The sequence below is a fragment of the Bacillus sp. FSL K6-2944 genome (genome assembly GCF_038005385.1).
Lineage (GTDB): Bacteria > Bacillota > Bacilli > Bacillales > Bacillaceae_G > Bacillus_A > Bacillus_A cereus.
Genome location: NZ_JBBOTE010000001.1, coordinates 2,536,847 through 2,563,610 on the forward strand (window position 1 = coordinate 2,536,847; position 26,764 = coordinate 2,563,610).

Consider the following 26,764-nt stretch of genomic DNA (forward strand, 5'->3'; position numbering starts at 1 on the left):
CTTTCTCCTAAAATACGCTTTTATCTGTTATAACTCTTCCCCTCTCGTTTCGATCACACGTTTATACCAATGAAACGAAAGTTTCTTCTTACGTTTTAAGTTATCATTATGATCGACAAAAATAAAGCCATATTGCTTTTTATATCCATTTAACCAACTTAAAAGATCAATCACTGACCATGCATAATAACCTTTTAAGTTAATTCCCTCTTCAATTGCACGCTTCATTACTTTTAAATGCGCTTCAATAAATTTAATTCTCGGAACATCTACAATTTCTCCGTCAATGATTGGATCTTCATCACCAAGTCCATTTTCCGTTACATACATCTTTATGTCACCGTAACGCGCTTTCAACATATGCAATCCCTCTAAGAAACCTTCGGGAGATATTTCCCATCCCCATTTTGTATATGTTTTATCATCCATTTTAACTGTTCGATAAAAACCATCAAAAGAAGGGTTACCTGGAGCAAGCGTTGAGTTTTCTCGAGAATGTTCCTCACTCTTTATATCCATATCGTATCTTTCTACTCGTATTGGTTGATAATAATTCAAGCCAATAAAATCATTTTCTTCTGCATTTTGTTTAATGATTTCTAATTCTTCAACCGTCCAATTAGGAGTCCATCCTTTTTCCTTTAATTGTTGTACAACATAAGACGGATACTCGCCTTTTAAAATTGGATCATAATACCAATACGTTTCATATTCATTCGCATGATTTGCTGCTTGTATATTTTCTTTTTGATCATCCACACTATAAGCTGGTAAGAAAACATGTGTAATCCCAATCTCACCATATTGTTTCAGCTGCTTGTACACCGCAACTGTTTTCGCGTGTGCATAAAATACATAATGAGTCGCTTGAAAATACTTTGGAACATCATTTTGTATTCCTGGTGGATGTGCACCTTTTAAATAACCTAATCCACAAAACATTACGGTCTCATTAAAAGTAATCCAATGCTTAACTCTGTCACCAAATGCCTTAAAACAAGTTTCTGCATATTTTACGAAAGCCTCTGCTGTTCTTTTATTCGTCCATCCACCATCTTTTTCTAACGGTAATGGTAAATCCCAATGATATAAAGTGACAAACGGCACAATCCCGTATTTTAAACATTCATCAATTAAGTTGTTATAAAATTCAATCCCTTTTTCATTTACCTTTCCATCTCCAGTCGGCAATATTCTCGCCCAAGAAATAGAAAAACGATACGATTCTAATCCCATCTCAGCCATTAAGCGAACATCTTCCTTATATCGATGATAATGATCAACAGCTACATCACCATTTGTTCCATTGTATGTTTTGCCAGGAATTTTTGAAAACTCGTCCCAATTCGTAACACCTTTTCCATCTTCATTCCATGCACCTTCTACTTGATAAGAAGCTGAAGCAGCTCCGAATAAAAAATCATGTGGAAACTTCATAGTATATACCTCCATTTCATTACAACAAATCAAATTCAATCATACATATAAAATTTATAGGTACAAATTTTATATGTATGATTATATCTTATGTTTTTATTTTTTTCTATTATAAAAGTACAATTTATATTGTTGGTTATTGGAAAAGAAATAAGAAGCGATATATTTTATCGCTTCTCACTCTCATCATCTTTATTCTTTTATTAATGACTTATTCGCTCTTATAACTTCTTGATACAATAATGGTGACCACTTTTCATTTATGTAGTCTTGAATTACCCAGCCTACTCTCGCAGGATTCTTTTGTTTTATATGGTTTGCAATTTCAGGATTTATATAAGAGGCATAGTAATATGGACTATTCCATGCTGTACCACCAGAAGACAAGCTTGTAAAATTTATATATAGATGATTTAAATCCTCGCTATTGTTCATCGTTTCATTCATTGTATCTTTAATAGATTTTACTTTCTCATCATAACTCACTTTATATTTATCTTGTACTGTTACATTTACATTTTGATTTACAGTTGTGGTAAACGTCTCATTATCTGGCCAATAAAAATTATTATATCCTCCAGATTCATTACTACCACTATATCTTTTTAGTAGTACAATTTTCCCACGAGCATCTCCAAGTTTTATATTTCCTTCTGTTTTTAAAAAGATAGGATCAACAAAATAATTTTTTTCAAACGTACTACTAAATGAATCTTCTGCCCCTTTCATATCCTCATACTCTTTTTTTAAAGACATAATAATCGTTTCACTCGGGTTATCTCTTAAAAATTGTTTCGCTTCGTTTATGAATTCATGCAGTGTTACATAAAGATATAATGGCCCATGATGAAGAACTATCGTATTATCATCTGTTAAACGTCCTCTTATATCAAAAATGCGAGCTCCATGGTCCATTTGATAGCGAAAATCATATTCTTGCGTCATTCCCCATACTTGCTTAATCGGATTTTGCAACTTGAACGTCCCACTATCGTGTGTTCCTGGAATTGAAATTCGTGCTAACGGGATATTATCAGGTATAGGTTGCATCCATTTCGACCAATTTTCAAGCTCATTAACAGAGCTAGCTGCAACTACTTGCTTATCATGTAAAGCAAATACAAATGTGATAAATATTGTACTACATATGAATAATTTCAAAATTAACTTCTTATTGCTCATTATTATCCCTCTCTTTTTCTGTTTTTATATCAAACTTATTGAATATAATATAAGCTAGTTCAGAAAAAATAAATAACATTTCATCAATATGAAATATTGCATAGAAGTAAAGTTAAAAAATCATTCACATATACTAAATTAGAAAAATTTAAAGGAACTTCATCTGAAGTTCCTTTTACTTATTTTATGTTCAATACGTATGAACCATCTGTATTCTCATATTTATAGACGTATAAATAATATTTACCTGGCTTTGCATTATAAGTTCCTTTAACTACATTGCCTTCATTTTCACCATATGCTACATAGTTATTTAAATCTGATTCATGATGAAGTACCCATGTCATTCCGATATTTTGTTCATTTAGTAGAGAAATATTAATATTTTCCGGCGAGTCAATTTGGAAAGTAAATACATCTACTCTATCACTATTATGTAGCATTCCTTTCACCGGTGTATGAAAGTTAACTTTATTTGCCTGTCTAGGCTCATTATTTGGTTCATTTTCTGTTACTTGTAATTCATTCCCACCGTTTGGTTTTCTTTGTTCATAGCCTAAGTTTAATAGTATAGACTTCAAATCTGATAAAACACCAATTTTATCTGCATATGGATCTTTAGATTTTGTTCCTGTGCTCTGGTTGCTTAATATTGCTCTTAGTTCACTAGGTCTATATGGTTGTCCTAAATTTTCTTTAGCAATGCTTTGTACTAAAGTCGCTGCCCCAGCAATAATTGGCGAGGCACTAGATGTTCCGCTAAAGCTTGAAGTATATAGATTTACAGCACTTCTACTTTGTTCAGCTGTAGTTGTATCTACATTTTCTCCCCATCCGTACACATCAATACGGCTTCCATAATTCGAAAACCACATACGTTCATGAGGGAAAGATGAAGAGCCAGCGCCTACCATAATTGCACCCGAATCTTTAAAATCTTTACTATTACGATTTAAGACTTGCTTACCTTTTCTATCTTTGAACTGGTCTAAATCATTCCACCCATTTGCTCCAGCCTCTATAATTACAATCCCTTTATCTGTACCAGCACGAATTGCATCAAAAATATCTGGTTGTACTTCAACAGGTAAATATTTATCACCATATCCATCAAAGGATGCTTGCGCCTCTAATAATAAAACATCCCCAGCTTCTAACTGATTTACAGCGCTTAATATTGCATCAGCCGTATTATACTGTCCGTTATCTCTTATTTGAGAGATAACCTTTGCTTTCGCTTTTGGCGCAATCCCAATATTCCCGACTTCATTGTCCTCAGAGGATACAATTCCTAGTACAGACGTCCCATGACCGACATGCTGATCTATATTTCTTCCAGACATTAATTCAATATTTTGATGTAATAAATCCTCATGATTTAATAGCCATCCGTATTCCATATCAACAAAAGTAATACCATTTCCATTACCGCCTTGAATTCCCCAGGCGAAAGGCGCATTAATACCGTATGGGGCTGCTTCAAGATAACCTTGTTTTTTAAATCTAGGATTGTTATTAGGATTAAGAGCTACACTTGATGATTGCACTTCAGGTGGCATTATTTTCTCTTGTTTCTTCATATACGCATCTTCTATTAAAGAAGATGCCTTTAACTTATCTACTATTTCTTCTTCATACCCACTATTTTGATTTTGAAGAATATAGTAGTTTAATAGACTTGTAGATACATGATTAGGTGCTTTCACTTCAAGGTTTTGTATTTGTTCCGGGCTTACAGATGTGAATAAACGAGTAAATGTTACATCTGGATATTCTGTCAAAAGATCTTTTATTATTTTATCATTCGTTTGAGATTGTATTTGTTTTTCAATACCATCTTCATATGGCAAATCCAAATCCGCTTTAAATTTTACAATGATTTGCTTATCTGTTTCTTGTTCTATCCCTAATTTACTCTGCTGTTCTATAGAATCAGCATATACACTATTGATAGTGCCTCCTGTTCCTAAAAGTGTTGTAATGATTACAGTTGACGCACACATTTTTTGAAATATTTTCATTACATCAATCCTCCTATTAATAATTATTAATCATTATATTAATCTATAATGATTAATTCTATAACGTATTCCCTTTCTACTAAATAGATTATAGTAATCAGAAATATGAACTTCAATGTATTTTCATATGCAATATTTCATATTCTGACTCTACACTAAACGAATATGAAACTTATAGTGATTATTTATTTTATATGTGCTAATATACTTACATTAATATATTACGCATATACACATTTCAAACTACATTACTTAATCGTTTCACCTTAATTTTTTCTTAGGAGGATTTACAATGAAATTACTAAAAATAAAACATATAATTCCTTTATCTGCGGCCGCAATTACATTCGTATGTAGTCAAAGTACAGCTGAAGCTTCTACCATTCATACAGTAAAAAAGAACGATACACTTTGGGGCATTAGTAAACAATACGGAGTTTCAATACAATCCATTAAACAGGCTAATAATAAAGGAAACGATAAAACCTTTATTGGCGAACAGTTACATATTCCAGGGTCCGTGAAATCAAATGAAATCACTGTTCCTCAAAATGCCAAGCCTGCGAACATTTCTGAACAAATTATTTATCAAGTACAACCGGGAGATTCATTAGAAACGATAGCAAAGCGTTACAATGTCACTGTCCAATCTATAAAACAAATGAACAATACAGTCGGAAACAAGCTTTATACAGGACAACATTTAAAAATCAACTCAAGTATTTCACAAAAAGAAAAAGACTTAATGGCACGCTTAGTTACCGCTGAAGCAGGTGGCGAATCCTATAAAGGAAAAGTAGCAGTAGCCAAAGTTATACTAAATCGTGTAAATGCAAAAGGGTTTCCAAATACAATAACAGGCGTTATTTATGAACCTATTAAATACGGATATGCATTTACTCCTGTTACAGATGGAAGAATTAATCAACCTGCAAGTGCAGAAGCAAAAATGGCTGTAGAAGAGGCTATCTCCACAAATGGAGTAGATTCAGACTGGATTTATTTCTACAATCCAAAAACATCAACGGACAAGTGGATTACGACACGTCAAACAGTAGCAGTAATTGGTAATCATGTGTTTGCTAAATAAGATTTAAAATCATTAACAGACCTCTTCACTTAAAAGGTCTGTTTTTTTCTATGTAAGATGTTATTAATCATATGACATAGTTATTTTTTAAACTGTTTCTTCTTTCAAATAAAAATTTTTGTATTTACTCCACCACTCGTAGAAATTAATAAAGCATCAAGTTCAAAAACTCCCACTTTATTAATAAAAGCTATTTCTTAACTTCATAAAATTGTTATACACTAGAAAAATAAAAAACAAACTATTCGTTAGCAGGTGGAAGAATATGTATGATGTTACGATTATCGGCGCTGGAGTAAGTAGCATTTTTATGGCTTATTCACTAGCTAAAAGTAACAAAAAAGTTTTAATTCTTGATAAAGGTAAAGCGCTAGAAGATCGCCATTGTCCTTTAGACGAAGGAAAAGTGTGTAATTGTACTACATGTGATAAATATTTCGGGTTTGGTGGTTTAGGCAAATCTGAAGGGAAATTTAATTATACAAACGGATTTGGCGGAGAACTTGAGAAAAAAGTCGGTAAAGAGGTTTTTTTACAACTCATGGCTGAAGTAGATGAAATTCTATGTCAGTTTGGTGGAAGTTCGGTTTCAAAATATTCTACTGAAAATTCAAGTCTCACTAAGAGAGCTGAAGCGTGTGGTTTACAAATGCTAACAACAGAAGTAAGACATCTTGGTACTACACTTTCCAGTAACATTTTTCAGCAGCTCTATGAATTTTTACTGACGAAAATAAAGATCCAATTTCATATAGATGTACAACATATTCTGAAACAGGAAGATCATTTTACAATAGATACAAATCAAGGAACAGTTCAAACTAAGCAACTAGTATTTGCAACTGGGCGCTCTGGGGCCGATTGGTTAAAAGAAATGTGCAGTTCCCTAAATATTTCTCAGGAGCAAACACGTGTAGATTTAGGAATTAGAGTAGAAATGAAAGAACATCAATTACGTTCTATATTAAAAGATACTTTTGAAACAAAACTTTCTTATCAAGGTGAGCATTTCACAGCAACTACTTACTGTATGAATCCAAAAGGACGCATCATTCGAAAGTACGAAGAAGGTTTAGTTATGCCTGACGGTCAAAATTTTCGAGAGCAAGGAACTGGCACTTCTAATTTAAATTTCACTTTATTTATTCCTAGCTATTTTCCAACTCTCAAAGAAGCAAATGTATACGCAGGTTCAATTATTAAAGGCATTAACCAAGGACGAGATCGGATTGTTATACAGCGCTTAGAGGACTTACTAAAGAAACAACCTACGGCGGAAAACAGCATGGAACATAGCCGTATACAGCCTACACTACAGGGGGATTATGGAGATTTGAATCAAGAAATTCCTCAATTATATATTGAAGGGCTCAAAGAATTTTTATTACGTTTAGAACAATTTATACAAGAACCTATTGATCAACATACTTTACTATATGGAATTGATGGAAAGTTCTATGCTCCTACGATAAAAATTAATAATCATTTTGAAACTAGTATACATGGGCTATTTTTAATTGGAGATTGTTCAGGCGTTACGCATTCATTATCTCAAGCAGCTGCAAGTGGTCTGTATGTTGGAAAGTACTTATCTGACATTTAATTTCTATCATTAAAATGTCAGTCAAATATTTTCAATTTCAAAACACTTTACTTACATATAGTAAAATTATATTAATAAACCCCCTATCCTTCCCTGCTAATAATTAACCGACAAAAAATCGGGATTTTACAAAATACATATGTAATATAACTGTATATTTAAAACGATTGACATTCAATTCTAATAAATTGAATGTCAACAGTTTTAAAAGTCTCTATCCATTTTCACTTTTATTTGTTCGATATTTTGTAACATCATCATAGTGTTTAATATGGTAGGATGTCTATAAGTCAATTTCACTACAACTATGACTTGTTCTGCCCGTTTCTCAAAAAGAGTTATATTTATGCTACTACGCTTTAAAAATCCCCATTGTATATATATGAATACTTCAAATTATTCCCTTTAGAAAACAAAGTCTAAATGGTTCATTACACTCTAATAGTTATAAAAATATAATATATAACTTTAGTTAAATAAATTATATAAAGAAGGTGTAAAAATGAAGAACAAAATAAATTTACAAATGCAAAATATAAGTTTTGTTATAATAATGGCTTTAGCGGTATGGTTAAAAACATATCTTATTACGCGATTCAGTTTTGATTTAAAAATCGAGTCTTCAACGCAAGAGCTCATTTTGTTTATTAGCCCTCTAGCCGCATCATTAGCATTTGTTGGATTAGCATTATTTGCAACTGGTGAAAAGCGAAATTATATAGCGCTCTGTATTAATTTCTTATTAACAATCGTGCTTGTTGGAAATGTAATGTTCTATGATTTTTATAGTGATTTCGTTACATTACCAGTACTTGGACAAACCTCAAACTTCGGCCAATTAGGCGGCAGTATTATAGAAATATTAAACTACAAAATTATACTCGCATTCGTAGACATTGTTTTCTTCTTTATTTTATTAAAAAAGAAATCATTGGTCTTTAAAACAGAACGTGTAACTCATTCTACGCGCTTGTTATACTTTCTTTTAACGATTGGTGTATTCTTTGCGAATCTACATCTTGCAGAAAAAGAGCGCCCTGAATTATTAACAAGATCATTCGACCGAGTCATGCTTGTCAAAAATTTAGGCTTATATACTCACCAAGTATATGACTTAACACTGCAAGTAAAAGCTGGGTCACAAAAAGCACTTGCTGATAGTAGTAAATTACAAGAAACTGAAAACTACGTAAAAGCAAATCAAAGCGAGCCAAACCCTAATATGTTTGGTGCAGCGAAAGGAAAAAACGTAATTGTCGTCACTCTTGAATCCTTGCAGACCTTCTTAATAGGCGCATCAGTGAACGGGCAAGAAGTTACACCATTCCTAAATGAATTCATAAATGAAAGTTATTACTTTGATAACTTTTTCCATCAAACTGGTCAAGGGAAAACATCTGATTCTGAATTTCTAATCGATACGTCGTTGTATCCATTAAATCGAGGAGCTGTATTCTTTACACACGGTAACAATGATTATACTGCAACTCCAGAAATTTTACGTCAGCAAGGTTATTTCACTTCTGTATTTCATGCGAATAACGCAACATTTTGGAATCGTAATATCATGTACTCTGCTCTTGGTTATGATCGTTACTATAATGAGCTTGATTACAAAATTACACCAGAAACAAATTTAAATTGGGGATTAAAAGATATCGAATACTTTGATCAATCAGTAGATATATTAAAAACTGTTAATCAACCATTCTATGCTCGTTTCCTTACTTTAACAAACCATTATCCATTTACGTATGATGAAGATACAAAATTCATTGAACCATACAACTCTGGTAATGGCGTATTTGATCGTTACATCGTAACAGCACGTTACTTAGACGAATCAATTAAAAAATTTATTGAACGTCTAAAGGCCGAGGGGCTTTACGATGATTCTATTATTGTGTTATACGGTGATCATTATGGTATTTCCGAAAAACATAATCGTGCAATGGCACAGTTTTTAGAAAAAGATCAAATAACAGAATTTGATACTTTAAATTTACAACGTACACCTTTATATATTCATATTCCTGGACAAACAGAAGGTCAAACTATTTCAAAGCCTACTGGACAAATCGATATGAAACCTACTATTCTAAATTTATTAGGTGTTGATTCTACGAATGATATTCGTTTTGGCCATGATATGTTTTCAGATGAATATACTGGCTTTGTTGTTTTACGTGATGGTAGCTTCGTTACAGATAAGTATGCATACAAAAACAACACTTTCTACGACCGTATAACAGGTGAAATTGTAGATTTACCAAAAAAAGAAGCTCAAGCCCTCATTAAACGTGCCCAAAATGAATTACGAATGTCTGACAAAATTATTGAAGGCGATTTATTACGCTTCTCAGAAAGCAATAAAATTAAAACTGGCGAAGTACAAACTAAAATTAAAGAAACAGAAAAATAATCTATATATGAAAAAGGAGCAACTTATTACAGTTGCTCCCTTTTACTTTTATTCTACGCTTGTTTCTAAAGCTACATCCGTATAGGTATTATCATTACCTATATTTAAAATTACTTCACATTGACGCAATCTCAATTCAAAGAGCATGATAGAATCATGATAGATTTCAGGATTTGATTTCATCTTATGTAATATCTCTTGTTTTTCTTGTATTTCTAAATGCGTGTTTTCTACAGCTTGCTTTAAAGAGTTAAATGGATTCCTAAAGAATATATTAATATCTCGCTCTTGTGTGTTTTCAAACAGCTCAAATTGCAAGAAAAATTTCTTCATAATAGAAGCCGTTACTTCAGTATAATCTTCATTTTCTACATACTGTTTGTATTTGTTATATAGCATAGATTTATTTTTAGGAAGAACTCCAAACAATTTACCGGCACTTTTCAGTAAAAATTGTGCTGGCGTAAATCGACGTAAAATATTTACTTCATCCATTTGTATTCTAGTCGTCATCCTGTCAGTATCTCTGCGCCAGTCATCAAGCACTTTAAAGTCACATTCTAACTGTATTCTATTTTCTCCAAATAGTGAATTAAGCCCTTCACTAAGTTCTTCTAAATACGTTTGACTTTGAAGAAGCTCATTATTAGAAGTTGCAATCCAATTTTGCATAGAAAGAGCCAGATTAGGTAACACAGTTTGTTCTAAATATTTATGCACTCTTTCATTCATTGCTTTATTTAGTTCCGTATCCATGTGCCCGAAATCACTTTCTTCACTAATTAAATTAGAACAGCTCTTTAATATCTTCGGAATATTTTCAGTAAGATCATTTGTAATTTCAGTCTTCATTGAACGATATGATTGTGTAATGAAATGAATTTTTTCCCTCTCAAATGTAGTAAGGTTATTAATGCTACCGTTTAGTTTCACTAGCATATCTTCATTCCAATTAATAGCATCCACCAGATTATTTTCTTTCTCAACACGTTTATCCAAAAGATATGTAATTGTTTTTCGAATGAAAAATAATAACTTTTCAGTACGTTCTGCATCGATATTTTTATGATTAAAGTTAAAATGAATAAACTCAGTTAAATCATTTAATTGTTGACTACTTGTATATAACGAGGAATAAGGGAAAATTCTCGCATACGGGAAATATGTGTTTATTCTCGTTGCCGTATCATGTAATACCCTTTTCACTTCTGCTTCACTGTAAATGTTATCGATTTTATTTAATAAGAAATGAATTTGTAAATTTGGCGTATGTTCTTGAATACTTAATAGAATGTCACGTTCTTTATCAGTAAAAGGTGAATCCGCATTCAATACGAACAGTAATTCGTCTACAGAATTTAAATATTCGAATATCTCATCTCTAGTGTCGTTATTCCTATTAAAGCCAGGTGTCACTACAAATGTAAGTTTATTTTCATTTAAAAATCTGCATGGTAATTTAAATTCAACACACGCTCTATCTCTATATGTTTGATGGTGCTGAGACATCATATTATGGTAATCAGAGACATCTTCCGTTGTTGTAATTGCTGAGTCTGTTATAGCGTTTATTTCTATATGAGCATCATTTTTTAAAACTACTACATTTGAAATTGATTTTTCTAATATATTTTCTCCTAATATAGAGTTAATAAATGTAGTTTTTCCGTTCCCTGAAGTTCCCGTTACTAAAATACGATTTGTTCTTAAATCTGCGAGCTCGTCAACTAACCATTTAAATCGGTGACCTATTTCTATATTCTGCTTTTGTGCCCACTGTGTAATAGATTCAAAAAGGTGTAAGCTGTACTCTAAGCCATTTACATGATTAATAGAATGTGACAGTAAGTTTTCCGCATGTTCTATATTTGCTGAATCTATTTTGGAAGGGAAAATCTCATCCCATGCCAATACAGCTGCAGATGGAAATACAGCATAAGATGGATTGACTACCTTTAACCAATTTGCTAACAGATTTGGTATGATATCGTTTAATTGTCTAAGCGTATATTGACCTTGAATTAATGCAAAGTACGTTTCTTCGTAAAGAGCAGAAACTTTGTTCCATATATCGGACGAATGTATTTCAATATGTAAGAAAAATTCATTTATTGTGTTAAGCCACAATAAGTAATTTTTTTCATTTTTATAACTGTTCCAGAGTGATGAAACCATTTGCGTAAATTGTACTTGATCTACATTATTTAATGTAGCTAATGCATCATAAAAATAGTCTGGTGAAATATGTTTAGTAAACCCTTTATCGATATATCCTTTTAACACCTCAAACCAAGGATACGATTCTATGCGAATTAACTCATTCACAGCAAGCTCTACTGCACTATCAAAATCTTGCTGTTCCTCATAAAAGGAACGGGCAATTTTTGTGACATTCGGATAATCAGGATTTAAAGAAACTGCTTCTTTAATAACACCGAAAGCTGAGTCAAAATTATTTTGCTCAATGTAAAGAGAAAGTAATTGTAGTCTAATTTCGGTCATCAATATTTTATTATCAGTAGTAATAGAAGTATAAATATTTTCAGCAAATGATAACTGATTCAGTTCGAAATAAGCATCCGCAATATTTTTTTGTGCCCATGGTGCTAATTCATTACTAACCTTCTCCCATTTAAAAATAGCTGCTTCAAAATCTTGATGACGATAATAAAATTCACCTTGTGCAAAACGAATATAAGACCCATCAGAAATCTCATTTTTTTCTTCGTTTACATAAGCTTGTCCAAGTACGTCAAGAGTTGGTTTTGTTTCATTCTCCATTAGGAATGTTTCATAATACATCTTTTTTATTAATTGTTTTTCTAATCTCATCTTTTCCCCCACTATATCTTGAAAATACATTTTTAAGATATGTCAATACTTTTTGTATGTATGCTTTTTATCTTAACAAAGAATATCTTTTGGAAAATTTCATTTTCCTTTCATTTTTCAAGTTAGATTGAATTTTTATGAGAAAAGTTTCAGTTTTTTTTCAATTACCTTTCAGTTATGAAACAGCATTAAATGTTCCTAATAACCTAATAACACTATAATATTCCACATTATATTATCAAGAAAACCCCATATAAACCATATTATAAAAACAATCTATATTGAATTTATATACATAATTAACTGTGCTGTCAAACAAAAAAAACAACAATAGGAGCCAACAGCTATTCATACCATTTCTTTCTCAAATTGTTTTCCTTTAAAATGTTTCAGTAGTTATGTAATTAAATTCCATTAACCTATATAAATAACTAGTCCAAAAAATATCTATATGCATATCATGTTATAGTAAAGAATTTAGGAGATCCTAAAAGGAGGCATTTTCATGTTTGAAGATAAATCTAAAATAAATTACCCATATGAATTTACTGAAACTACAACAGTTCCTCTAAAGAACCCCATTGATAAAAAATTCAAGAACGGCACAGGTACACATAACTTCCCAATTAAGAAGCACTATAAAGAGCAAGTTCTATACACTGAAAAAATTAATAATAATAAAAATAAGTAATTGTATAGATCTTTATAACAATTAGCTAAATAAGAAGCAACATTCAACCATGCATAGTTATTTAGTTAGTAATGATACAATTCATGCACATTTTAAAAAGTGCTGTATACAGCGCTTTTTTATACATAGATAAATTTAAGCTAACACAACCAAGAAATAAACGGTAAAATTACTCCACCATATTCTCGTTTAACTATTAAATCTACATATGAAAAGGGAGCAACAGTAAATGTTGCTCCCTTTTGAAATATAATTTATTCACTCTACATAACCCTCTTAAACATCTTCTCCAACTCATAAGTAGAATGATGCACAAGAATCGGTCTTCCGTGTGGGCATGTGTATGGGTTTGTTGTTGTACGTAATTCTTCCAGTAAGGCAAATATTTGATCGTTCGTTAAATATTGATTCGCTTTAATGGATGCTTTACAGCTCATCATGATGGCTGCTTCTTCACGTAACTTTTTAATATCCACTTTTTTTAGTTTGACAACTTGCTCCATCATTTCATCGATAATTTCTGTTTCTTGTCCTTTCGGGAACCATGTTGGATGCGAGCGGACGATAAAGGATTGATGGCCGAATTGTTCTAAAAATAGCCCAACTTTTTTTAGTTCTTCTAACTGTTCTTCGACACGTAAAAATTCAGTAAGAGATAGATCAATACGGTACGGTACAAGTAACTCTTGTACTTCTTGCGCTACCCTTCCTACTTTATCACGGAAGTATTCATAATTAATACGTTCCTGCGCGGCATGCTGGTCAATCATATATAAGCCTTTATCATTTTGAGCGAAAATATATGTTCCATGCATTTGTCCAATTGGATAAAGCGGTGGTAAGTCATTCCCGTTCATTTCAATCTCTTTTATTTCCCGAACTTCTTCTTCTAATTCCTCTAGTTCAAAATCCTCTTCATTACTGTCCCACGATTTCTCTTCTTGAATTGGTTCTTCGATTATCGGTTTAGTGGATGGTTGCCAACTTTGTTCTTCTCTTATGAGCGACTGTGGTGGTTGCCATTCTTGTTTCGGCGGTTGCCACAGTTGTGGTGGCTGTTTCACAGCCTGCGGTTCTTCTTGTTTTGCATCCATGCCAGTTGGTAAAACAATGTCCGGCATAGATGGTTCTTTCGGCTTCGCATGCTCAAACTGGAACTGTTCTTGCACACTTTCGTCTTTTTCTTTTTTCTTCGTTGTTACGCCTGCATCTGGAATGAGCTGTATTTTTTTAAATGCAGCTTGCAATGTTTCTTCGATCAGCTTTAGCAATTCTTGTTCTTTACTAAAACGAACCTCTAACTTCGCTGGATGTACGTTAACGTCAACTAGCATTGGATCCATTTCAATCGATAAGAAGCCAATTGGATACCGGCCAACTGGCAGTAATGTATGGTAGCCTTGCTGAATTGCTTTCATTAGTACAAAGTTTCGAACGTAACGACCATTTACGATCGTTGACATATAATTACGAGATGCTCTCGTTACTTCTGGTAATGTTACATAGCCTTTAATTGTAAAGTCTAAAGATTCAGCTTCAATTGGAACAAGCTTCTTCGCAACTTGAATACTGTAAATCGATGCAAGTACTTGTCTTACATCACCGTTACCTGATGTATGAAGCAATTTCTTTTCATTATGAAACAGTTTTAACGATACTTCTGGATGTGACATTGCAATACGATACACGATATCTGTAATATTCCCGAGCTCCGTATGAATGGTTTTCATATATTTAAGACGCGCTGGTGTATTAAAGAATAAGTTTTGTACTGTAATATCTGTTCCTTTTCGGCTCGCAGTTTTCTCTTGTTTTATAATGTCTCCACCTTTAATTATGAGGTGTGTACCAGGCGCATCACCTGTGCTAGTAATTAATTCTAATTCACTAACAGAGGCAATACTCGGCAATGCCTCACCGCGGAAACCGAGTGTTCTTATGCGAAACAGATCGTTTTCATCTTTAATTTTACTCGTCGCATGGCGTTCAAAAGCGACGATACAGTCTTCTTCTGCAATACCATCACCGTTATCAATGATACGAATTTTCGATAACCCAGCTTCTTCTAAGTGGATTTCAATAGATGTACTATTCGCATCGATAGAATTTTCCACAAGTTCTTTTACGACTGAAGCAGGGCGCTCTACTACTTCCCCTGCCGCAATTAAGTTAGAGAGTTGGTCATCGAGTTTGCGAATTTTCCCCATCTACTTACTCATCCTTTCTTTAACTTTTTCTGTAAGCGATACAATTCGTTCATCGCTTCTAAAGGTGTCATATCAAGTAAATCGATTTTTTTAATTTGCGCCAATACTGCTGTTTCTTTTTGATCTAGCAGAGGTTTGTCTTGTTTCTTCGAAGACTGTTCTCCTCCAAAGAAAGATAGTTGCGATTCTTCTTCAGTCTCTACTTTCGTTTCCTGTATTTCTGCTATTTCCTCTTTTACAACTACAGGTTCTGGAGCAGCTTCTTGTACTTTCACTTCTACTCGTTTTGGAATAATAATTTCTTCCTGTCCTTCTAGCTGTGCTAACACTTCTTTCGCGCGGGCGATTAAGCTATCTGGAAGCTCTGCAAGTTGCGCAACGTGAATTCCGTAACTTTTATCAGCTGCCCCGTCTTGAATTTTATGAAGGAATACTACTTTTCCATTCTCTTCAATTGCTGAAACGTGTACATTTTTCAGTTGATCTAAACTCTCTTCTAACACAGTCAATTCATGATAATGCGTAGAGAATAACGTTTTTGCACCAATTTGGTCATGAATATGTTCAATGATTGCTTGTGCAAGTGCCATACCATCATAGGTAGATGTACCTCGTCCAATTTCATCGAATAAAATTAAACTTCTTTCTGATGCGTTTGCAATTGCATTTTTCGCTTCTAACATTTCGACCATAAATGTACTTTGACCTGATATTAAATCATCCGCTGCACCAATTCTCGTAAAGATTTGATCAAATACAGGTAATACTGCTTCTGTTGCTGGTACGAAACAACCGATTTGCGACATAACAGTTACAAGTGCTAATTGTCTCATATACGTACTTTTACCAGACATGTTCGGTCCTGTAATTAAAAAGACATCCATCTTCTCTGGCATAATACAATCATTCGGTACATACAATTTCCCGTTCAATACTTTTTCAACGACAGGATGACGACCATCTTTAATAAAGATTTCACGCTTCGTTGTTAGTACAGGTTTTACAAACTGTTCTTCTTCACTAACTGTCGCAAAACTTTGCAGTACGTCTAATTCACTAATTACTTTTGCTAAATGTTGTAATTTCGGAATAAATACTTTTACTTCTTCACGAAGCGCTGTAAATAAATCGTATTCTAGTTGTACAATTTTTTCTTCTGCTTCTAAAATTAACGTTTCTTTTTCTTTCAGTTCATCTGTAATGAAACGTTCAGCATTAGCAAGCGTCTGTTTACGTTCATAGCGACCTTCTGGAAGTGCTGCAAGATTCGCTTTCGTTACTTCAATGTAGTAACCGAAAATACGGTTGTATCCGATTTTTAACGATTTAATTCCAGTAATATCACGTTCTCTTTTTTCAAGCTCAGCAATCCACGTTTTCCCGTTTTTACTCACGTAACGATATTGATCAAGCTTGTCATTATAACCATCTTTAATAATATCTCCATCTTTAATTGAAAGCGGTGGGTTTTCTTGAATACTTCTTCCTAGTAATTCTGTTAAGCTTTCACATGGATCTGCACCTTGAATTAATCTCGATGCATAAGCGTTATCTAACAAACTAATTGCTTCTAAAATAGCTGGCACTTGAAGTAATGAACGTCTTAATTGTAATAAGTCTCTTGCATTTACGTTACCAAATGCAACTTTTCCTGCTAAGCGTTCTAAATCATATACTTCTTTTAACTTTTCTTTTAAATCTTCACGTAAGAAGTAATCATTTACAAACGTTTCAACCATTTCTAAACGCTCTTCAATTCTTTCTTTCTGTATAAGTGGACGTTCCATCCACTGTTTTAACATACGACCACCCATAGCTGTTTTCGTCTTGTCCAATAACCATAATAGTGATCCTGTTTTTTCTTTCGTCCGAAGTGTTTCTGTCAGTTCTAAGTTTCGCTTTGAATGTACATCAATTTTCATAAATTGATTCGTATAATAAATTTCTACTGGTTGCAAATGATCTAAAGAACGTTTTTGCGTTCTTATTACATAGTTAAATAAACGTCCAACTGCTTTAATTAATTTTGCTTGTGAAACATTTTTCACAAGATGTTCTAATCCTTCCGGAATTGCCGTTGCATCTTCATACGAAATCGTCATTTTCAATGTTTCAGTTAACTTGTTTAGTTCATCTTTAGAAAATGAAGAATCAACAACAATTTCTTTCGAACCAGTTGCATACACTTCTAATAAAATATCTTCTACTGAACCAGTCAGTAACGTTACTGTATTTTGTCCAGTCGTTAAGTCGTTACAAGCTAATGCATATGATCCATCTTCAAAATGTGTTAATGCGGCTAAGAAGTTGTTTTCTTTCTCATCAATTGTACGCCCTTCCATCATCGTTCCTGGCGTAATTAATTGTACTACTTCACGACGTACTACACCTTTAGCTGTTTTCGGATCTTCTACTTGCTCACAAACAGCTACTTTATATCCTTTTTCAACAAGTTGTTCAATATAGTTTTTAGCCGCATGATATGGTACACCGCACATTGGTATACGTTCACTACTACCACCATCTCGGCTCGTTAATGTAATTTCAAGTTCATGGGCTGCTTTAACAGCATCCTCAAAGAACATTTCATAAAAATCGCCTAAGCGAAAAAATAAAAAGGCATCTTGATAATCTGCCTTAACCTTTAAATATTGCTGTATCATAGGCGTATATTGAGTCATACTTTTCCTCCATAATTCTTACATGATAATCTATTTTCATATATGTCGCATTTCACGGACACTCTTATCTCCTATTTCAGGAGTCTTTCTTCATTATAACATATTTCATAAAGAATCATGTTCATTCAGCGCCACTTATGTAAAGTAAAAAGCTAGGAAGAACTTCTCCCTAGCTTTCTATTACTCTTCTTCTGCATCAACGATAAAGTTCGGATCTAATTCTTCAAATTCATCATCAGCAATTTGGAAATCATCATCTGATTCTACGCAACCTTCAGGATTTACACTTACACAAATTTTCGTTTCTCCAACTACTTCTGTTACAAATTCACGTTCTACAGTTACAACAATTTTATTACCATTTGGTGATACAAGTGCTTCTAAACAATTTGGCGGCTGAATAACACGAGCAATAATTTCTAAATCGTCACCAGAAAAGTTTTTATCACGATAACCAATACTTACTTCGTCCGTGTAGTTCACACGTTCTGTTACAACTTCAGTCTTTGTATTTCCATCAAATGAATACCAAGTGTTCACATCATAGAAACCTTCAATTTCCACATGTTTTCCATTCTTTCTTGCTTCGTACGAGTGGTTAATTACCCAGCACCCTAAAATACTTGTTGGCTCATTATTCGATTCACATGTATGCGTTGACTTTGTATACTTACGTCCTTTTCCAACCACTGCTTTTGTAATAATCTCTCTGAATTCGGACATTCGTAACCCTCCTCAATCACTATTCACTTAATCATATGCGTGACAATAGCGGAATGTGTCATTCTTTTTTTTGAGAAGACCTTACGTTTAATCCACAAAAAAAGAGATGTCAATATGACATCTCTTTAACAACCACAATTTCCTTTTTTACTTTCTACTGCTGCGCCAGTTTCACCCTTTAGTACATCGCCACCAGTTGAAATTAATATTTCATCTGTTACGTTGTTAGAAATTGTACTAGCAACTAACTGTAATAAGTCATTTACGTATGTTTGTGAAGATTTAAATTGTTGTACGACTGGAATACTGTCTAACTTATCTTGCAATGCATCAATTTCAGCTTCTACCTTTTTTAAAGCTTCCCATTTCCCGTAATGTTGCAAGTTTACTGCTTGTTTTTGCAGTGCTTTAATTTCATCGATTGCGCGCTTTACATTTTCATTTTTATGAATTTGCGCCTCTGCTTTCTTAAAAAAATCAACTTCTTCTGTTTCAGAAATCATTTTTGCTAATTCTTTCGCTTGTTCAACAATGTCATCTTTCGAATATACTTTCATCTATTATTTCACCTCAATCGGCTCTTCAACTAATTCCCCGTTAAGAGACCAAGTTTTTGCTTCCGTTATTTTTACTTTCACAAGCTGACCAATTAAAGATTTTGAAGCGACGAAGTTTATAAGTTTATTCGTACGAGTATAACCTGCAAGTACTTCCGGATTATTTTTACTTTCCCCATCAACTAACACTTCTACAATTTGACCTTTGTAACGACTATTCTTTTCAATTGCCAACGTATTTACTAGTGTATTTAAGCGTTGAAGACGTTCTTTCTTTACTTCCATCGGTACATTATCTTTCATTTTTGCAGCTGGTGTACCTTCGCGAGGAGAGTAAATGAATGTAAAGGCAGTATCAAACCCTACTTCACGATATAACGACATCGTTTCTTCAAATTGCTCATCTGTTTCATTTGGAAAACCAACGATAATATCTGTTGTTAATACTGCATCTGGAATTGCTTCTTTAATTTTTCTTACAAGTTCTAAATAATGCTCACGCGAATATTTACGTGCCATAATTTTCAGCATATCCGTACTTCCAGATTGAACTGGTAAATGGATATGTTCTACTAGGTTGCCACCTTTGCCAAGCACTTCAATTAAGTGATCATCGAAATCACGTGGATGGCTCGTTGTAAAACGAATACGGGCAATATCAACTTTACGAAGTTCGTCCATTAAATCGCCAAGACCGTATTCTATATCTTCAAAGTCTTTACCATATGCATTTACGTTTTGACCAAGTAAAGTAATTTCTTTATAACCATTTGCAGCTAAATGACGAATCTCTTGGATAATATCTTCTGGACGTCTACTTCTCTCTTTTCCGCGTGTATACGGTACAATACAATACGTACAGAATTTATCACAGCCATACATAATATTTACCCAAGCTTTAATATCACCACGACGTACTTTCGGAAGGTTTTCAATTACGTCACCTTCTTTTGACCATACTTCAACTACCGTCTCTTTCGAGAACATCGCATCTTTTAGAATGTACGGTAATCTATGAATATTATGCGTTCCAAATACCATATCTACATGCTGATTTTTTTGCATAATTTTATTTACAACAGATTCCTCTTGAGACATACAACCACATACACCAATTAAAAGGTCTGGATTTCTTCGTTTGAGTGACTTTAAATGGCCTAGCTCACCAAACACCTTATTTTCAGCATTTTCACGAATTGCACAAGTGTTTAATAAAACTACATCTGCATCCTCAGTTGAAAAAGTTGGTTCATATCCAAGTGCGGTGAAAATGCCTGCCATTACTTCCGTATCATGCTCATTCATTTGACAACCATATGTACGAATATAGAACTTTCTTCCTGTACCAAAATTGCGAAACTCTTCAGGTAAGCCAAAATCCCGTTCAATTTTAACTTCTTCTTTCCCGCGATTTTTCGCATCCTTTAAGGAAGGTGGTTGATATACACTTTCAAAGTATTTACTATAATCTTTCTCTTCTTTTTTCGTAGAGGAATTTGCTTGTTGACTTGCTAATCGTTGTTGCTCGTTCATCGGTAATCTCCTTTCACCCTTAACTATACATACTCTATAGTCCATTTTAATGCGCCTAGACTCACCTGTTATGAAGTGACCTTTGTCAATAGTTTTTCACCCATAATATTTTTCTTGATGGCATACAAAAGCTTCAGAAATAAGATCTATCGACAGTTAACCACTCTGTTATTCGTGGATTGGTTACCTCAGGTTAATGGTTCGTCGTTAGGCTCTTATAATCTCACTGCGTGGATCACACCTTTTCAAATTCTAATAAATAGCTTGTTTATCAGAATTTCAGCCATGCCAGAAGAGGTGAGTCATAGATAGCCAGACCTGTAATTCACTATCTCTGAAGCTCATCTATGCCATCAATTGATACCTTTGGTTTCTAACTATGAATGAATCAATCAACTTCATATCCTTCCCTCTTTATTTTCGGTGAATTTTACCTGTTTCTAATCCCCATATAAAACACCCCAGTTCTCTTGCGATAGCTGTAACGGCAACATTTCTAGGTTTCCCTTGATATATCATGCGATAATATTTTCTTTGTAACCTTTCTACAGCCTGATCCGCATAAGCAATCACTTCGCTTCGTTGCCCTTTTTGTCTTGCTTTCACTCGCTTCGATTTTAATCCGATTGTTCCTTTTACCAACGCATTTGCACATTCTACAAGAGTAGACCTAACGGTCGAATTTCCTTGTTTTGTAATCGAACGTCGACTGATTTTTTCTCCACTTGAGCTTTCGCTTGGTGTCAATCCTACATAAGCCATAAATGCTTTAGCCGTGGGAAAACGAGTGAAGTCTGCAATTTCCACATGAACAGTCATTGCCGATGTTGTATCTATACCTTTTAAGCATCTTAAATTTGCGATTGGTTCTTCGTACCTTTCACGATGAGATAATTCTTCTAATCTCAGACTGAACCGCTCAATTTTATCGACTAGAACATCATACTGTAATAGGTATTCGCCTAACGTTTCTTTGAATAATCCTTGTAGATCAAGATTCTTTAACCATTTCATATAAGCGATTGTCCAGCTTGATTTCCCTTCATACACATAGCCATGCCTTAAAAGGAATGCTTTTATCTGTTGTTTTATTTTTTTCAAAGATGTTTTAAAATCACCTAACATGCGGATATACTCTTTCACGGCAACATCCTCTTCTTCTGGAACATATACTTCTTTATAGGTGCCATTTGCTAAATTAAGAGCAATCATTTTGGCATCGAATTTATCATTTTTAACCATTTTATTTTTTGATGAACTGTACATTGTTGTGGGAGCTAAAATATCACAATCAATTCCATTTTGTTCAAGAAGATTATGAAGTGAATACCCTAAACAACCAGCCTCATATCCAGCTTTAATTTTTATATCTTCACCATATTTTGTTTTCAGTTTCTCAACGAATTTTTTTACGAGAGATACATTTGAAGCACATCGTGCTTCTCTTACAATTTCCCCAGTTGTTCCGTGTAGTGCACATAAGCTAAAACTTTCCTTGTGGACATCCATCCCAATATAGATTATATTTTCCATAGTGGCCTCCTATTATCATAGGGTATAACCCCATTCATAATGTTTTCATTCATTATTATGGGTTAAAATCCCTGACTTGATAATCTAGGAGGTCGCTTCATATTATCTCAAAAATGGTTAGATAGCTTGAGAGATAACTTGTCCTTTGAAACTTGAGTAATCAATCTAATCATTCATAAGAATGAAGTCTTCCCCACGCAAATAGACATTCCCTTTTTATCATTTCTTGTTGTCCTACCAAAAAGCATATTGCTTTATCCCTATAAACATTACCATAGTATGATGTATTTCGCCAATTTTAACAATAAAGAGGCCCTTTATTATCTTACATTTCATAAGCAATGAACTTGCCATTTTCATACAACGATTTATATATTATTTTATCATTCTGAATTTTCTAAGTAAATAAGACTACCCTATATTTTTGTACATAAAAAAAGGTTACCAAATCGGCAACCTCCTCTTCTTACATTACATAAATTCAGCAACAAGCTCATCAAACATTTTCTGATCCATATTTAAATCAGATTTCACTAAAGGCTCTTCACTATAGCCTTTAACAAGTTCTTGATATGATGGTTGCTTAGTATTTTGATAAATTAACCCTGTTACTAAACCGTTATTTTCCATTAAAGTTTGCATAGCCATCATGCGATTAGATGGATCATATCCCTCTACTGTACTTAGTTTCGTTAAATTCTCTTTAAACCAATCGTAAGTATTTACTTTATTGTAAGTAACACATGGGCTAAATACGTTAATTAATGAAAATCCTTTATGGTTAATACCAGCTTCAATAATTTGTGTTAATTCTTTTAAATCACTCGAAAAGCTTTGCGCCACAAATGTCGCACCAGCTGTTAAGGCCATTTCCATTACATTTAGTGATGGTTCAATTGAACCTTGTGGTGTGCTTTTCGTTTTAAATCCAGCTTCACTACGTGGTGAAGTTTGCCCTTTTGTTAATCCGTAAATTTGGTTATCCATTACGATGTACGTAATGTCGATATTACGACGAATAGAATGGATTGTATGACCCATACCAATCGCAAATCCATCACCGTCACCACCTGAAGCGATAACTGTTAAATCACGATTTGCCATTTTCACACCTTGCGCAATTGGAAGGGCACGACCATGAATACTATGCACACCATATGAATTAATATAACCTGAAATACGGCCTGAACAGCCGATACCAGAAATAACAGCAAGTTCATCTGGATTTAGGCCAACGTTAGCTGCCGCACGTTGAATTGCAGCTTGCACTGAGAAGTCTCCGCAACCTGGGCACCAGTTTGGCTTTACACTGTTACGAAAGTCCTTAAATGTTGCCATTTAATACAACCCCTTTTTTGCATTCGTTGTAAATCTCTTTCGGCAAGAATGGGTTTCCATCATATTTTAAAAGACTAGAAATTTTCTCACCATTACCAAGATTCATTTTCATAATGTTAGCAAGCTGACCTGTTGCATTGTTTTCTACTACTACAACACGCTTCGCCTTTTTCACAAGTGGATCGATTTCAGCTGTTGGGAACGGGTGAATTAAACGCACATGAGCATGGTTTACTTTCATACCCTCTTGTTCTAAACGCGTCATTGCCTCTTCGATCGCACCACGAGTTGAGTTAAATCCAACAAGCAATACGTCTGCTTCTTCATGCTTAACATTTTTATAAACAGGGGTATTAAACTTCAAGTTCTCCATTTTACGGAAACGTTTGTCCATTTGATCTTTACGGTTTATTGCTGATTCCGATGGTTTTCCAGTTTCATCATGTTCTACACCTGTAACATGGTGAACACCATTTTTCATACCAGGTAAAACACGTGGTGAAACGCCGTCTTCTGTTACTTCATAACGCTTGAAGTATGCTTTATTTTCACGTTCTGGTAATTCTACTTCTAAATCAAGTTTACCACGACGAATTTCCACTTTATCTAATTTAAGTGGTTCTACTGTTTGTTTTCCTAAAGAAAGCTGTAAATCTGTTAAGAAAATAACAGGAACTTGATATTCTTCAGATAAGTTAAATGCCTCTACAATGTCATAGAAAGCTTCTTCAACTGTACTTGGCGCCATTACGATTTTTGGAATTTCACCATGCGTACCGTAAATCATCGCCATTAAGTCAGACTGTTCTTGCTTAGTTGGTAATCCTGTACTTGGGCCGCCACGTTGTGTATCAACAATTACTAATGGAGTTTCTGTAATACCTGCTAAACCGATTGCTTCCATCATTAATGAAAGACCTGGACCAGCAGATGCCGTTAATGTACGAACACCAGCATAGTTTGCACCGATTGCCATTGTACAAGCTGCGATTTCATCCTCAGTTTGGATTACTGTTCCGCCGACTTTCGGTAATTTTTTTATTAAGTATTCCATAATTTCTGATGCAGGTGTGATTGGGTATGCTGACATAAAACGAGCACCACCAGCTACCGCACCAAATGCGATTGCATCGTTCCCAATCATAAACATGCGTTTTTTACCATCAGCTTTTTCAAGCTGCATCATGTTTACTTTCTCACCTAGTAATTCTTTCATATATTGAGAGCCACGTTTAATTGCGTCCATATTCTTTTGAACGACTTGCTCTCCTTTACGACCAAAGATTTCTTCAACAACATCTAAATAAGCTGTTTCATCTAATCCTAATACTGCACTTGATGCTCCAACAGCAACCATGTTTTTCATTAATGATGTGCCTAATTCTGAAGCAATATCTGTAAACGGTATCACATATAGATTTACATCTGTATTGTCAGGTATTGTTGGATTAAATTTCGCATCCGCAACTACAATTCCACCTGGACGTAGTTCGTGGAAATTAAAATCAATTGTTTCTTGGTCAAAAGCAATTAAAATATCTAAATCATCTGAGATCGCTCGTACTTCTGTTGTACTTACACGAATTTTATTATTTGTATGGCCGCCTTTTATACGTGATGAGAAGTGGCGGTAACCGTATAGGTAATATCCTAATCGGTTTAATGCAATACAGAAGATTTCTCCTGTACTTTCAATTCCTTCACCTTGTTGGCCTCCAACTTTCCATGAAAGTTGACTAATCATCTCCTACACCCCTTTTGGCTGCATTCATTGTAGTGTATTTTTTTACAGTAATAGTTTAGCATTTTTTATGCAAATAAACTACAACGGACGCAAATTATGCCTCTTCTGATTTCCCTGAATCTTTAGTATAAAGCTATTTTGTTTTTCATTCTAGTATTAGGTCTTAAAAAAAGCAATAAAATCAAATGAATTAATTTTAATTTTTCTGAATTTTAAACCGAAACTTAAAAACTCATATGTTCTACAAAATTATCATATAAAAATCGTTCTACAGTAGATGTAGCATAGTGTTTACAAAGCTCATTCATTACATTTTCATAATCTCGATAAACTGATACATTTACAACTGTTTCTAAAATCCCATCAAAATCTGAACCAAATCCTATATTGTACTCTCCACCTAATGAACAAATATATTCGATATGTCTTACTATATCTGTTATATTTGCTTCATTTTCATTCGTTAGAAACTGCGGTACAAAAGTGACACCGATCATGCCATTTTTCTTTATAAGAGCTTTAAGTTGTTCATCGTTTAAATTACGTGGGTGCTCGCAAAGTTTCATACAATTTGAGTGGGAAGCAATAGGATTTTTTGCAATCTCTATAACATCCCAAAAACTTCTTTCATTCAGATGAGACACATCAGTCCATACATGTAGCGCATTCAGTTCTTGTACAACCTGTTTACCAAAATTCGTTAAACCCGCCCCACGTGTCTCTAGCGCACCATCAGCTAAGAGATTGGCATAATTCCATGTTAGTCCAAAAGAACGTACTCCTAGGCGATACAACAACCGTAATTTCATTGCTTCTTTTCCAATTACTTCGCATCCTTCTAGTGTTAATATCGCTCCAACCTCGTCCTGTTTTAACATGTTAATATCATCTTTTGTCTGAATAAACTTTACACCTGGTAGGGATAAAATTTCATTATAAAAAATATCTACCATTTGTAATGCTGCTTCAAATCGGTTTTCATATGCCACTGTTTCTGGTACATATATAGCAAAACATTGTATACTTCCTTTTCTTCTCTTTAACTGTTCAAATGTAATATGTAATTGTGAATCATCGTTAAAATTCCTTTTCCCTTGTGCACTCCATAACTGAAGAAGCACGTCACAATGAGCATCAAAAATTTTCATTTTCATTCCTCCATTATAAAAA

General features: G+C 33.8%; 17 protein-coding genes. 4 read left to right on the forward strand and 13 right to left on the reverse strand.

Translation table 11 applies throughout. From position 1 onward, the window contains the following. Positions 1 to 27 precede the first annotated feature (27 nt). The 3 genes from MHH55_RS12815 to MHH55_RS12825 form a co-directional block, all read right to left on the reverse strand. Positions 28 to 1,437: a glycoside hydrolase family 1 protein gene (locus MHH55_RS12815; protein ID WP_000671628.1), complete on the reverse strand. Its 1,410-nt coding sequence runs from the start codon at positions 1,435 to 1,437 to the stop codon at positions 28 to 30. 192 nt (positions 1,438 to 1,629) lie between these two features. Then, positions 1,630 to 2,619 carry a phosphatidylinositol diacylglycerol-lyase gene (gene plcA, locus MHH55_RS12820; protein WP_000066288.1) on the reverse strand — a complete coding sequence of 330 codons (990 nt, stop codon included), beginning with the start codon at positions 2,617 to 2,619 and terminating at the stop codon, positions 1,630 to 1,632. 179 nt (positions 2,620 to 2,798) lie between these two features. Continuing rightward, positions 2,799 to 4,640, reverse strand: coding sequence for a S8 family peptidase (locus tag MHH55_RS12825; protein ID WP_078186843.1), 1,842 nt, complete (start codon positions 4,638 to 4,640; stop codon positions 2,799 to 2,801). Between the two features lie 292 nt (positions 4,641 to 4,932). On the opposite strand from MHH55_RS12825, the gene MHH55_RS12830 reads away from it, so the two are divergent. The 3 genes from MHH55_RS12830 to MHH55_RS12840 all read left to right on the forward strand — a co-directional run bounded on the left by MHH55_RS12830 (position 4,933) and on the right by MHH55_RS12840 (position 9,755). Beyond that, positions 4,933 to 5,730: a cell wall hydrolase gene (locus tag MHH55_RS12830; RefSeq protein WP_000771005.1), complete on the forward strand. Its 798-nt coding sequence runs from the start codon at positions 4,933 to 4,935 to the stop codon at positions 5,728 to 5,730. A 265-nt stretch (positions 5,731 to 5,995) separates the two neighbouring features. Next, a complete protein-coding gene (locus MHH55_RS12835; RefSeq protein ID WP_000272406.1) occupies positions 5,996 to 7,333 on the forward strand; it encodes an NAD(P)/FAD-dependent oxidoreductase in 1,338 nt (445 codons plus the stop codon). Between the two features lie 502 nt (positions 7,334 to 7,835). Continuing rightward, complete coding sequence (locus MHH55_RS12840) at positions 7,836 to 9,755, forward strand: LTA synthase family protein (RefSeq protein ID WP_000791027.1); 1,920 nt, start codon at positions 7,836 to 7,838, stop codon at positions 9,753 to 9,755. 48 nt (positions 9,756 to 9,803) lie between these two features. Here the strand turns inward: MHH55_RS12840 and MHH55_RS12845 are convergent, their stop codons facing one another. Then, entirely contained in the window at positions 9,804 to 12,587 is a 2,784-nt protein-coding gene (locus tag MHH55_RS12845) for a dynamin family protein (protein WP_001235309.1), read from the reverse strand. Between the two features lie 505 nt (positions 12,588 to 13,092). Between MHH55_RS12845 and MHH55_RS12850 the strand changes: the two genes are divergently transcribed. Further along, positions 13,093 to 13,278 carry a hypothetical protein gene (locus MHH55_RS12850; RefSeq protein WP_000461138.1) on the forward strand — a complete coding sequence of 62 codons (186 nt, stop codon included), beginning with the start codon at positions 13,093 to 13,095 and terminating at the stop codon, positions 13,276 to 13,278. A 263-nt stretch (positions 13,279 to 13,541) separates the two neighbouring features. On the opposite strand, the gene mutL is transcribed toward MHH55_RS12850, so the two are convergent. From mutL to MHH55_RS12895, 9 genes are all read right to left on the reverse strand, one after another. Further along, positions 13,542 to 15,485, reverse strand: coding sequence for a DNA mismatch repair endonuclease MutL (mutL, locus tag MHH55_RS12855; RefSeq protein WP_000516465.1), 1,944 nt, complete (start codon positions 15,483 to 15,485; stop codon positions 13,542 to 13,544). 8 nt (positions 15,486 to 15,493) lie between these two features. Continuing rightward, a complete protein-coding gene (gene mutS / locus MHH55_RS12860; protein ID WP_000196021.1) occupies positions 15,494 to 18,166 on the reverse strand; it encodes a DNA mismatch repair protein MutS in 2,673 nt (890 codons plus the stop codon). 180 nt (positions 18,167 to 18,346) lie between these two features. Further along, on the reverse strand, positions 18,347 to 18,889 hold the full coding sequence (cotE, locus tag MHH55_RS12865) for an outer spore coat protein CotE (RefSeq protein WP_001288799.1): 543 nt from the start codon (positions 18,887 to 18,889) through the stop codon (positions 18,347 to 18,349). A gap of 125 nt (positions 18,890 to 19,014) precedes the next feature. After that, a complete protein-coding gene (locus MHH55_RS12870) occupies positions 19,015 to 19,446 on the reverse strand; it encodes a RicAFT regulatory complex protein RicA family protein (protein WP_000870461.1) in 432 nt (143 codons plus the stop codon). 3 nt (positions 19,447 to 19,449) lie between these two features. Beyond that, a complete protein-coding gene (gene miaB, locus MHH55_RS12875) occupies positions 19,450 to 20,979 on the reverse strand; it encodes a tRNA (N6-isopentenyl adenosine(37)-C2)-methylthiotransferase MiaB (RefSeq protein WP_078186344.1) in 1,530 nt (509 codons plus the stop codon). Between the two features lie 414 nt (positions 20,980 to 21,393). Continuing rightward, the gene (locus MHH55_RS12880) at positions 21,394 to 22,512 is read right to left on the reverse strand and encodes an IS110 family transposase (protein ID WP_340880263.1); all 1,119 of its coding nucleotides are present in this window, start codon (positions 22,510 to 22,512) and stop codon (positions 21,394 to 21,396) included. Positions 22,513 to 22,983: 471 nt separating this feature from the next. Continuing rightward, entirely contained in the window at positions 22,984 to 23,850 is an 867-nt protein-coding gene (locus MHH55_RS12885) for a 2-oxoacid:ferredoxin oxidoreductase subunit beta (protein ID WP_000190155.1), read from the reverse strand. Next, positions 23,837 to 25,594: a 2-oxoacid:acceptor oxidoreductase subunit alpha gene (locus tag MHH55_RS12890; protein WP_000625418.1), complete on the reverse strand. Its 1,758-nt coding sequence runs from the start codon at positions 25,592 to 25,594 to the stop codon at positions 23,837 to 23,839. Before MHH55_RS12890 ends, MHH55_RS12885 begins: the two co-directional genes overlap by 14 nt. A 224-nt stretch (positions 25,595 to 25,818) precedes the next feature. Further along, on the reverse strand, positions 25,819 to 26,742 hold the full coding sequence (locus MHH55_RS12895; RefSeq protein WP_000688048.1) for a dipeptidase: 924 nt from the start codon (positions 26,740 to 26,742) through the stop codon (positions 25,819 to 25,821). Positions 26,743 to 26,764 lie beyond the last annotated feature (22 nt).